Origin of the sequence: Viridibacillus soli (assembly GCF_016612995.1) — a bacterium.
GTDB lineage: Bacteria > Bacillota > Bacilli > Bacillales_A > Planococcaceae > Viridibacillus > Viridibacillus soli.
Genome location: NZ_JAEOAH010000038.1, coordinates 61,953 through 73,874 on the forward strand (window position 1 = coordinate 61,953; position 11,922 = coordinate 73,874).

10 protein-coding genes and 1 other RNA gene are annotated in these 11,922 nt (G+C 38.1%); 9 read left to right on the forward strand and 2 right to left on the reverse strand.

Features of this window, described 5'->3' with window-relative positions; all coding sequences use genetic code 11:
• Positions 1 to 6: 6 nt before the first annotated feature.
• Entirely contained in the window at positions 7 to 141 is a 135-nt protein-coding gene (locus JFL43_RS23560) for a hypothetical protein (RefSeq protein ID WP_407702001.1), read from the forward strand.
• Positions 142 to 206: 65 nt separating this feature from the next.
• Here the strand turns inward: JFL43_RS23560 and JFL43_RS18245 are convergent, their stop codons facing one another.
• Both JFL43_RS18245 and recU read right to left on the reverse strand, forming a co-directional pair.
• On the reverse strand, positions 207 to 2,831 hold the full coding sequence (locus tag JFL43_RS18245) for a transglycosylase domain-containing protein (protein ID WP_325166709.1): 2,625 nt from the start codon (positions 2,829 to 2,831) through the stop codon (positions 207 to 209).
• Between the two features lie 35 nt (positions 2,832 to 2,866).
• Positions 2,867 to 3,469, reverse strand: a complete 603-nt coding sequence (gene recU / locus JFL43_RS18250; RefSeq protein ID WP_100796816.1) for a Holliday junction resolvase RecU — start codon at positions 3,467 to 3,469, stop codon at positions 2,867 to 2,869.
• Between the two features lie 160 nt (positions 3,470 to 3,629).
• Here recU and JFL43_RS18255 point away from each other — a divergent pair, with 160 nt between their 5' ends.
• The 8 genes from JFL43_RS18255 (at position 3,630) to JFL43_RS18295 (ending at position 11,635) form a co-directional block, all read left to right on the forward strand.
• Entirely contained in the window at positions 3,630 to 3,809 is a 180-nt protein-coding gene (locus JFL43_RS18255) for a hypothetical protein (protein WP_200750138.1), read from the forward strand.
• 89 nt (positions 3,810 to 3,898) lie between these two features.
• Entirely contained in the window at positions 3,899 to 4,282 is a 384-nt protein-coding gene (locus JFL43_RS18260; protein WP_100796817.1) for a YppE family protein, read from the forward strand.
• Entirely contained in the window at positions 4,257 to 6,536 is a 2,280-nt protein-coding gene (locus JFL43_RS18265; RefSeq protein ID WP_200750139.1) for a DEAD/DEAH box helicase, read from the forward strand. Before JFL43_RS18260 ends, JFL43_RS18265 begins: the two co-directional genes overlap by 26 nt.
• Before the next feature lies 1 nt (position 6,537).
• Positions 6,538 to 7,782: a ribonuclease H-like domain-containing protein gene (locus tag JFL43_RS18270; RefSeq protein WP_200750140.1), complete on the forward strand. Its 1,245-nt coding sequence runs from the start codon at positions 6,538 to 6,540 to the stop codon at positions 7,780 to 7,782.
• Between the two features lie 112 nt (positions 7,783 to 7,894).
• Entirely contained in the window at positions 7,895 to 8,221 is a 327-nt protein-coding gene (gene gpsB / locus JFL43_RS18275) for a cell division regulator GpsB (protein ID WP_100796819.1), read from the forward strand.
• 64 nt (positions 8,222 to 8,285) lie between these two features.
• Positions 8,286 to 8,674, forward strand: an RNA gene (gene rnpB, locus JFL43_RS18285) — RNase P RNA component class B.
• A gap of 82 nt (positions 8,675 to 8,756) precedes the next feature.
• Positions 8,757 to 10,496 carry a putative bifunctional diguanylate cyclase/phosphodiesterase gene (locus JFL43_RS18290; RefSeq protein ID WP_200750141.1) on the forward strand — a complete coding sequence of 580 codons (1,740 nt, stop codon included), beginning with the start codon at positions 8,757 to 8,759 and terminating at the stop codon, positions 10,494 to 10,496.
• 2 nt (positions 10,497 to 10,498) lie between these two features.
• On the forward strand, positions 10,499 to 11,635 hold the full coding sequence (locus JFL43_RS18295; RefSeq protein ID WP_100796821.1) for a THUMP domain-containing class I SAM-dependent RNA methyltransferase: 1,137 nt from the start codon (positions 10,499 to 10,501) through the stop codon (positions 11,633 to 11,635).
• Positions 11,636 to 11,922 lie beyond the last annotated feature (287 nt).

An 11,922-nucleotide genomic window follows, 5' to 3' on the forward strand; every position in this document is an offset into this window, starting at 1 on the left:
AAAGTAATTGTTTCTTGTGTCGCTCTTTTTGGTACATTTACTTTATTGACAGGTTTTGCACAGGGTCCAGTAAATTTTGCTATTTACCGTTTTATTGCTGGATTGGGCCTGAGGGGGGATTTATTCCAAACCAACAACTGAAATATCGCCATTTAAACGAAAGAGCAGCAATATCCACTAAGGATATTGCTGCTCTTTTCATATTGTCATTCTAAATTGCCAGTTTGTGATTTGTCATTGCTAAAGTCATCATCGGTAGCGTTTGTATCGACTTCTTCTTCTTCATCCTCTGGTTTGACAGCGTTATTGTCATTATCAGACGGGTTTTCGTTGTTTGTATTATCATTTTCATTTGGCTTTTCATTTCCGTTATCACCATTTTGGTTATCTGCAGGATCTTCTGTTTCAGTAGGTGGTTCAGGCACTTCAATCTCTTCAGGAGGTGTTATTTCCTCATCAGGAGGTGACGCTTGAATTTGAATAGACGTTGTAGCTGCTTCACTCTTCTCATCATCTGCTACTGCTACAATAGAGAAGACATATGTTTTACCATCTTGCGGCGTAGCATATGTGTATGTCATATCATTCGTTTGAGTTAACTTTTGTGAGCCTCGACCATCGACAGATACGGAAACTTCAAAGCTAACGCTCGTATCCTTAGGTGCTTTATGAGACCAAGATAAGTTAATGGCATTGGCCTCTTCATCGAAGCTTGCTTTTAAGTCAGATGGTGCTGCTAATTCCTTTTTCTCTTCTTCGACAGGAGCAGTACTTGTAGGTATTGTTCCTTTAACGAATAATTCTGTAGAAGTCATACTAGCCGGTGTATTTGAGCCTGCTAATTTTAAAGGGTTTGAACCTTTCACAATCTTTGCTTCTACAACCGAATTAGGTTTCTTGAAGTTCGGTGTTGTCGTATTATCTGAAATTTGTTGCATGACCGTTTTAAATAATCTTTGTGGTAATAAACGCTCATCATTCGTTGTGATTGGATCTTTTCGGTTTTTATAGCCACTCCATACAGAGATGGAATACTTACTTGAATAGCCTGCGAACCATGAATCTGGAACGGATGAATCAGGTAAGTTATATTTCTGGAATTCATCTGCACCGTAGTTTGTCGTACCTGTTTTACCCGCAATATCTATGCCAGGAACTGCTGCTGTAGTACCTGATGCACCATATTTCGTCCCAACAACATCACGTAACATATCTGTTACCATATACGCTGTGAAATCACTCATAGCGGGTGTTGGGTCAGGTGTGTAAGATTTCGCTGTTTTGCCGTCACGATAAACAATTTTTTTAATAGAATGTGGTGTAGTGTAAATACCGTTATTTCCAAATGCTGCATATGCTCCAGCCATTTCAATTGGAGATAAACTGATTTTACCGCCACCAATAGCGTCAGGTTCATGAATTTCATCTGCTTCGACACCTAAGTTATTGATGAATTTTTTCGCGTTATCGGCTCCAACTGCTTTTAACGTTTTAACTGCTGGTACGTTACGAGAGTTGTATAATGCTTCGCGAATTGTCATATCACCTTTATATAGTTTGTCGTAGTTGTTAATTTGTTTTGAGCTACCGGTGTAGAACATTTTTTCATCGGTAAGCGTTTGTCCCGTTGACCATTTTAAGTTTTCAATTGCAGGACCATAGTCAATCAGTGGTTTCATCGCTGAACCGGGTTGGTTTTTAATAGCCTCAGCATAGTTTAAACCACGTTCAGGACCGTAATTACGTCCACCACCGATTGCCTCAATGGCACCAGTTTCAGTATTAACAACGGCCATCCCTGATTGAATATCTTCTGTAGGGAATAAATCTGAGTTCATAGCAGATTCAACAATTTTTTGTGCGGAAGTATTTAATGTTGTATAGACATTAATACCTTCCTCCAATGATTTTCCATCCCCGTTTTCAGCAAGCTCTTTTAAAACGACATCGATGAATGCATCGTATTTTGATGCTGCCACTGTTTTACGTTTATTTTCAGGTAATAAGCCAACTTCGATATCGACTTTTTTTGCTGCTTCCATTTGTTCTTTTGTAATCTTTTTATGTTGATACATTAAACCCAAAACGGTATTACGACGTTTTTCAGCATATTCTGGGTATTTGAATGGGTTATAGCTGTTAGGAAGTTGTGACATACCAGCTAGTAAAGCCTTTTCTTCTAATTTTAGATCTTTTAATTCCTTACCATAGAAATATTTTGATGCAGTACCGTAACCGTATATACGTCCGGACATTAATACTTTATTGAAGTACATTTCAAAAATTTCTTCTTTCGAGTATTCTCGCTCTAATTGAATGGCAAGATAGGCTTCTTGCGCTTTACGTTTGATCGTTTTTTCATTTTGTAAAAATGAGTTTTTAATTACTTGTTGTGTCAAAGTACTGGCACCTTGTGCACCAAAGCCATGTCGTAAGTTGGCTAATAGAGCACCACCAAGGCGATAAAAGTCAATGCCGTGATGCTTGAAGAAACGAACATCTTCCGTTGCTAAAATTGCATCTCGCATTTCCTCAGGTATATCTTCATATTCTACATGTTCCCGTTTTTCTAAGCCCATCGTATAAAATACTTTTCCATTAGAATCAAAGAATTGAGAAGATACAGGATCCTTTAACAATTCCTCATCTAATTCAGGTGCCGTTGCTGCATAATAAGCAAATACGATAGCCCCTGCGATGAATATAACAATACCTACTGATATTACTGCTATAAAAAGACGTTTAAGCCAAACTTTCATCGGTTTTTTTTGATTCTTTTGTTGTTCTTGCATTTTTCTTCGTTGTTCCCGAGAATTAATTTCTTGCCCCACTAAATTCTCCTCACTTTCTTACAAACTTTCATAAGTTATGGCAGTATTTGACGTACTGCTTGTAAATAATCGATACGTGGACCATAGCTTGGTGTAACTTCGATTGCTTGCTCCTCAAATTCTGATAAAGGAATAGATTTGCGCCCGCCAGTTAACATTCTACCCCAAGCGTTTTGCAGCATTTCTAAAGGTACTACAAAATAGCGTTCTATGGAAGAGAAACGTATTAATAGAAAACAAATACCTTGCTGCTTTGCAACTACGGCCATATGATCGACCTGATGCGGATGGACATTTTTTAAAGGGAATGATGTCTTACTTTCCGTTTCTTTTGCATCAAAATCAATATGATAGCCGTCGTAAATGCCATTGTAGTCCGTCGTAGAAGGTGTTCGAAAGTATGCTTCCCGAATAACAGCAGCACTTCTCGATGGATACTCTACTTTGACGATTTGTATCGGTACAGGTTTCTTATGAATTACTGCTAGTTGTTGTTGTAAATAAAAATCGTTTGCCTCATCAATTTCATCTTCCAAAGTTTTTCCCCGATTACTAAAGGAATAATCCTTTATACTCCTTTTTTTTACTTCAGAAGTTGGTGGAGTATACTTTTTCCCATTTGGATAGCGAATTGCCATATGACCACCTCATCATCAACTATAATAACATATTTTGATATACAAAAATGGTGGCAGAAATGACAGAGATTTTTTCTATTTATATCGAACACGCACTTGTTTTGTCTAGTAGAAAGGATTATTTCAACTTATAAGGAAATGATAACCCTAGGAGGCGATTATGATGCGAAGAATAAACCATTTACTCACTCAACTTGAATTAATCGATCACTTGCTTCAAGCCCAAATGTCTGTGGAGCGTCAAACCGAAATTCAAAAACATATGAATGACATTGCAACTGTCCAACACCGCCTAAGCCGTTTGGAAAAGCGATCGAGAGGTATATTTGTTCGTGCATAAGTAGTTTCTTTAGCGATATTTTGTTACACTGAAATAGAATGATCTTTTATAGAAAAATGAATTGTACATTGAATACGGAGGTGTGTGAAATGCTATTATCAAATACCGAAAAATTATTAGAAGAATGCGATGCATGCTGGCAACGATTTCTGCGCATGCGAGAAGAAGACACATCTCCTGATTTTTTTCTAGAAGTGAAGCCTCATGCTGATCATTGGCATTCTATTTTAGTAACTTGGAAGTTAGATTCAGAGAAGTGGATTCAATTAAACAACCCAAAGTATATGCATATGACACAAATTGATAATGCGCTTGATGCAATGGATCAGTTTGTCGTGCAATCTTTTTATAAAGCAACGAGTAAAAAACGATTTTATCAATCGATTCAATCGGTCAAATATACATTAGAAACTTTTTTGCGCTATTTGCGCGAGGAGGGTGAACAGCATGCGTCAGAAAAAAACAATAAATGAGCTTTTAGCAGAGTGGCAGCAGTATCCCGAGATGATGGAGCGAATTGAACATCAGCACACGATAGATGCGAAACCTGCAAAACTCGTTAATTTTCCTGACAACTTGCATCCTTCTCTAGTAAAAGCCTTAAATCAACGGGGAATCAGTCAGCTTTACTCACACCAAGGACAAGCATTTGACTTTGCGACTCACGGGCAATCTTTTACGGCCGTAACACCAACAGCCTCAGGAAAATCCCTCTGCTATCATTTACCCGTGTTACAAGCGATTTTAGAGAATAAAGCCTCACGTGCACTTTATCTATTTCCGACGAAGGCACTCGCACAAGATCAAAAAAGTGATTTGAATGAGCTAATTGAGGAAAGTGGCGAAGAAATTTTAAGCTACACATATGATGGCGATACTTCACCTGGCATTAGGCAGAAAGTACGAAAGGCAGGTCATATCGTTATGACAAATCCTGATATGCTACATTCAGGGATTTTGCCTCATCATACGAAATGGGTCTCGCTATTTGAAAATTTGCAGTATATTGTCCTAGATGAACTGCATACATATAAAGGGGTATTTGGAAGTCATGTTGCTCACGTCATTCGTCGTTTGCAGCGTATTTGTCGTTTTTACGGCAGTGATCCCATTTTTATATGTACGTCAGCGACGATTAAAAATCCCAAAGAGTTAGCAGAAAATTTAACAAATACAACACATAGGCTTATCACAGATAATGGAGCACCTGTAGGTAAAAAAACATTCCTATTTTATAATCCACCAATTGTTCATCCAACTTTCGGTGTTAGAAGAAGTGCCATTTTAGAAGTTAGAGATTTAGCTAGAAAACTATATGAAGCGCAAATTCAAACCATTGTCTTCGCAAAAAGTCGCGTGCGAGTAGAAATGCTCGTTACGTATATGAAGGAATTAACGAAAAAGAAAATTCAAGATGAATCAATTCGGGGCTATAGAGGTGGTTATTTACCGTCAGAGCGCCGTTTAATTGAAAAGGGTTTACGTGATGGTACAATTCAAACGGTCGTTAGTACGAATGCATTGGAGCTCGGTGTAGATATAGGTCAATTACAAGCATGCATTATGACGGGCTATCCTGGCAATATTGCAAGTGCGTGGCAGCAAGCTGGGCGTGCTGGTAGAAGACAAGATGCCGCATTAATTATCTATGTTGCGCAATCTACAGCGCTGGACCAGTATATCGTCAATCATCCAAATTACTTACTTGGAAGTGCACCGGAAGAGGCCCGCATTTATCCAGACAATATGCTCATTTTAATGGATCATTTAAAATGTGCATCTTTTGAGTTGCCTTTTAAAACGACAGATATGTACGGAGAGTTTGAGATTCAAGAGTTACTGGAATATTTACAACAAGAGGGCGTGCTTTTAAAAACGTCTGAGCAGTGGCATTGGATGAGTGATAGCTTCCCAGCTCATGAAATAAGTTTGCGCTCGGCTTCCCAAGAAAATGTCGTCATTATCGATCAGTCGATTCCTGCTAATACCCGCGTGATTGGTGAAATGGATCGCTATAGTGCGCTTACTTTGCTGCATGAAGAGGCAATCTATTTACATCAAGGGGTTCAATTTCAAGTAGAAACGCTTGATTGGGAAGAAAAGAAAGCTTTTGTTCGTGAAGTAGATGTCGATTATTTTACAGATGCTAATTTAGCAGTTGAACTTAAAGTAATGAGTGAAGATAAACAAAAGCATGTCGGCCAAGCAGAAGTGGCATTTGGTGATGTGATGATATTAGCTACAGCGACAATTTTTAAGAAAATCAGATTTGATTCACACGATAATATTGGCTCGGGGCCCATCCATCTACCGCCTGAGGAACTTCATACAAGCTCCACTTGGTTATCCTTTGATCAACCGGATAACTGGACAGAAGATGATTTAACCGGAGCTATGACGGGTGTTGCGTTTGCGATGAATAGCTTTATTCCACTATTTATTCAAAGTGACCGTAGCGATGTGCATGTCATACCACAAGTGAAGGCGGTACATTCAGAGAAGCCGACATTCTTTGTCTATGACCGTTATCCAGGTGGCATCGGATTAAGCGAACGAGTATATGATATTTGGGAACCCCTTATTCAACATGTATTTGAGCATGTTACTGCATGTCCATGTCAGAATGGTTGTCCATCTTGTATAGGTGCACAAGATTTAAGCGATAAAGGCAAGCAGCAAGTATTGAATTTTTTGCAATCATTTCTATTAGAAGAGTTGGATGATTAATATGTCATATGAAAATAAGATTCTTCAGATGAAAAAACTATTGAAGAAAAATAATGCACAACAAGAAACGATATCTGAACCAATGCTAAAACCAGACGTCCCAAAGTATGCGGAAATTTGGCAAAATGCCGGTTTGCAAATGTTGGAAAATGATTTTGGTGTAGTCTTTCTAATGGAAAAGCATTATCCGCTTGATTATAAACATGGTGCTATTTATCTTGGAGAGTTGTATGACGCTTTTGAAAAGTGGCAGCGAACGCAAAATACACACCCGATTGCTTTAACAGATGCCAATAATCTCGTATTCTATGATACGGAAACGACCGGATTAAAAGGGGTAGGCACGCATATCTTCTTAAATGGTTTACTAGAAGAATCAGCAGATGGCTTTACGTTAAAGCAATATGTATTAGCGGATCCAAGTAATGAAGTTGCGTTTTTGTTTGAATCAAAATTTTGGCAAGGGCATAAAACAATCATTACGTACAATGGTAAAAGTTTCGATTGGCCACAGTTACAAACTCGATGGACATTAAATAAAAAAGATTTACCACCATTAAGAGACCATGACCAGTTGGATTTACTCCATGGATCAAAGCGCATTTGGAAAAATGACATAGCTCGGATGAAACTTTCACAAGTAGAGGAAGAGAAGTTGGGTTTTCACCGAGTGGACGATGTACCTGGTTATTTAGCGCCGATTATTTATTTTGATGCAGTGAAAAGTGGGCAGCCTGATGCATTATTAAAGGTGTTACAACATAATGAGTGGGATTTATTATCACTATTAACCCTTTATGTACAGGCGACGAATTTGCTTTGCGAAAATGTTGCAGAAGAATCCGCTACTACGTATACAAACATCGGTAAATGGTATGCTGACTTAAAGGAAATAGATCGTAGCGAGGAACTTTTACAGCAAGTAACGTCTCAATATACGAGTGAAGAAGCAGCGAATGCTTATTATCATCTAGGCTTTCAGCAAAAAAAACAGCAAAACTTTAAAGGTGCTCGGCAATCTTTTCAACAGGCCTTGCCTTTTCTTCAAGAAAGACAGCAAATTACGGCATTCATTGAGCTAGCAAAGATTTTTGAACACCGCGATAAAAATTATAATTTTGCAATAGAGATGACTGAGCAAGCATGGAAACTTGTAAAAGAGAGCTCGCTTTGGACGAAAGAGCATAAAATTTCGAAATTAGCGGATTTGAAAAAGCGAAAGAATCGGCTTGAAAGGAAGAAGTAATTTCCTGGGAAATCGCATTTTTCGACAAAAATCGTCGAAAAATGGCTATAAATAAGCATTGTTATTAAGAAATATGATATACTAAAAACACTTATGTTGCGATGGAAGGGCGATGTATATGGATACTAAATTATCAGCTAAAAAGATTTTAGATAAAGATTTTAAAACCGGATTACGAGGCTACAGTCAAGATGATGTGGATCAATTTTTAGATGAAATCATTCAAGATTATGAGAACTTTGAAAAATTATTAGCTAAGAAACAAGAAGAGATTAACATGTTGAAACAAGAACTTGAGGCTGCACAAAATGCTAAACGACAAACACCTACGCAAGTTCAGCCACAACAACCACAATATGCGGGTAATACAAACTTTGATATATTAAAAAGAATTGCGAATTTGGAAAAACATGTTTTCGGTGATAAGCTTTACGATTGAATATAGGTAATTAGAACTATTGGATTAAGTTGGTTGTTCCATTATACTAATAACATCATCATGAATTTTCGGGTAATCGCTGCAATGCTAGACATTGTCGAGGAAAGTCCATGCTCGCACGGTTCTGAGATGACCGTAGTGTTCGTGCTTAGTGAATAAATAAGCTAAGGCAGTCTTAAGGCTGACGGCGGGAGGAAGACCTAAGTCCTTTTGGGATATGGTTGAAACTCTCTGAAAGTGCCACAGTGACGAAGCTGGTGCGGAAACGTAACAGGTGGAACGAGGTAAACCCCACGAGTGAGAAACCCAAATTATGGTAGGGGCATTCTCCTGAAGGAAATGAATGGATGGAGAGACGTGAGTGCTTGCACATCACGTAGATAGATGATTACTACCCGGCTGTACGAGATGCAAATCGTTTGAGTACTCGGGCACAAAACATGGCTTATTGAACTTTCAATGATGTTTAAACATGAACAGTCAGGCTCTCCAGTTCCTGGAGGGCCTTTCTTTTAGGGATATGGTGATAAAATCTATGGAAAAGCAAGCTATTAAAGAGATTATTAGTCAAACCACTATTTCTAGTTATTCCGATGAATTAATACAAAAGGTATTTGAAATGATATCTGAAGGCGTTATGATTACCAATCCAAAAAAGAAAATAATAAATGTTAATCCAGCTTTTGAGTTTGTTACGGGCTATAAAAGAGAAGAAGTAATTGGACATAGCCCAGCAGTTTTACAATCGGGGTTACATCATAGTGAATTTTATAAAAACATGTGGGACGAATTGCATGCAAAAGGTGAATGGAAAGGCGAGATATGGAATCGCCGAAAAACAGGTGATATTTATCCTGAATGGCTCTCAATCATGGAAGTCCGTAATAAGCAAGGAGAAGTGACGAACTATTGTGGTGTTTTTTCTGACCTCTCTGAGCAAAAGGATGTTGAAGATGAGCTTGAAAAACGAGTATTAACCGATTCATTAACAGGTGTTTCAAATCGTTTTGCTTTTACAGAGCGTATGGGGGTTTTACTTGAATCATCCTCTACACGTTCCTATCAGCATGCCGTTTTATTTTTGGATTTAGATCGCTTTAAGCAAGTAAATGATACGCTAGGTCATGCAGTTGGTGACCATTTGTTAGTGGAAGTAACGAAAAGAGTACAATCACTTTTGAAAAACAAAGACATTTTAGCTAGATATGGCGGAGATGAATTTGTTATTACATTAACAAATATTCATCATCCTAGAGAAGCAGTACATTTAGCAGAAACGATTATTCATTTAATAGAGCAACCTTTTGTTTTCGATGAACAGGATTTATATGTTTCCACTAGTATAGGAATTAGTATTTATCCTCATGATGGAGATGATGCGGAAGTATTATTAAGCAAAGCGGATAAGGCGATGTATTATGCAAAACAAAATGGAAGTGGTCAATTGTCTTTCTATTTTGACGAGCTACAAACAGATAAAAAGCGCGTATTACTTCTTGATAATGAGCTAAGAAAGGCCATCGAAAATGATAGCTTTGAACTGCATTATCAACCGAAAGTGTCCGTAGAAACGGGTGCAATCATAGGGGTAGAAGCTTTGGTACGCTGGCATAATGAAAAACTAGGTTTCGTATCACCAGGGGAGTTCATCCCTTATGCAGAAGATACAGGCCTGATTATTCCAGTTAGTGAATGTATTATTAATCGTGCTTGCCAAGACTGTTTAAAGCTTGAAGCACAAAATGTTAAAAATATATCAATTGCATTGAACATATCAAGTATTCATTTTCATCAAAGTAATTTCATTGAATCCATTAGGCAAATATTAGAGCGTAATAATTGCCCTGCGCGTCATTTCGAAATAGAATTAACTGAACGTACAGTAATGAATAGTGAAAAAGACACGATTCGAAAATTAGTACTTCTTAAGCAAATGGGCTTTAGATTATCAATTGATGATTTTGGGACAGGCTATTCATCACTTAGCTATTTAGTACAGTTCCCGTTAGACTATTTGAAAATTGATAGTAGCTTTATTCAACATATATGTTCGTTAAATGATAAACAAGCAGTAGTAGATGCCATTATTCAAATGGCGCATCGTTTACATATGAAGGTAATTGCAGAAGGTGTGGAACAACGAGATCAAGTTCAATTACTACGTAAAATGGGCTGTGATATGATCCAAGGTTACTATTACTCCAAGCCATTACCTTTAAATGAATACATCGAGTTCCTAGAATTTTGGGAATTAGAGCAGTTAGAAGGGAAATAAGAATGACAACATTTCGATTAGTAGCAACCGCAGCAATGGGGTTAGAAGGAATTGTCGCACAAGAGCTTCAAGACCTAGGATTTGAAACAACAACAGAAAACGGCAAAGTATATTTCGAAGGTGACGAGAAAGATATCGCAAAAACGAATCTTTGGTTACGCGTAGCGGACCGAGTGAAAATTATTGCAGGTGAATTTCCAGCCCATACATTTGATGATTTGTTCGAAGGCGTTAAAGCAATTCAATGGGAGAAATTTTTACCGGTAGATGCAGAATTCCCTGTGACAGGTAAATCAGTTAAATCAAAACTTTTCAGCGTACCAGATTGCCAAGCTATTACGAAAAAAGCAATTGTGGAACGTATGAAATATCATTATAAGCGTCTTGGTTTCTTAGATGAGACAGGTCCTAAATTTAAAATTGAAATTTCGATTTTAAAAGATGTAGCAACGCTTACAATTGATACTAGTGGAGCCGGCTTACATAAACGCGGCTATAGATTAGATCAAGGTGAAGCACCGCTAAAAGAAACATTAGCAGCAGCACTTGTTCAAATTTCTAAATGGAATCCAAATCGCCCATTCGTAGATCCTTTCTGTGGTTCAGGTACAATTGCACTTGAAGCTGCCATGATTGGCCAAAATATGGCACCTGGTTACAACCGTGAATTCCTATCAGAGGCTTGGCCTTGGATGAAACAACAAATTTGGAATGATGTTCGTATGGAAGCAGAAGATGTTGCAAATTACGATCAGCCTTTAGAAATTATCGGCTCAGATATCGATCACCGTATGATTCAAATCGCAAAAAACAATGCTGTTGAAGCAGGTTTTGCGGACTTAATCACATGGAAGCAAATGCAAGTAAGAGATTTTACTACATTTTCAACTGACGGAGTGATGATTGGAAACCCGCCATATGGTGAACGTATCGGTGAGGTAGAAGTCATTGAACAAATGATTCAAGATATAGGCAACAATATGGCGAAATTCCCATCATGGTCTGTGTATATGCTATCATCAATGGAAGACTTCGAAACGCTATACGGTAGAAAAGCGACGAAAAAACGTAAATTATTCAACGGGTTCATCAGAACGGATTATTATCAATTCTGGGGTCAACGTACACCGAGAAATTAATCAAAAACGGAAGGGGAATTTATCCCTTCCGTTTTCTTTGTGTGCCGGGCATGTCCGTTAACTAGGTGATGAAAGTTCACTGTGGGCGTTGGGATATGCGAACCACTAGCCAAGAGCAAGGGTGTCCGTGGCGGCGCGAAATCTGAAGGAAGCTGGCGGCAAAACCTTGGTACGAGGTACACGAATCACATTCGAGGTTGTTCTGTTTGGACGAGATTACCAAACAAATCGAAATCCTAAATATCCATGGAAATCAGAGCAATAAATGTGACGGATAGATGAGGTGA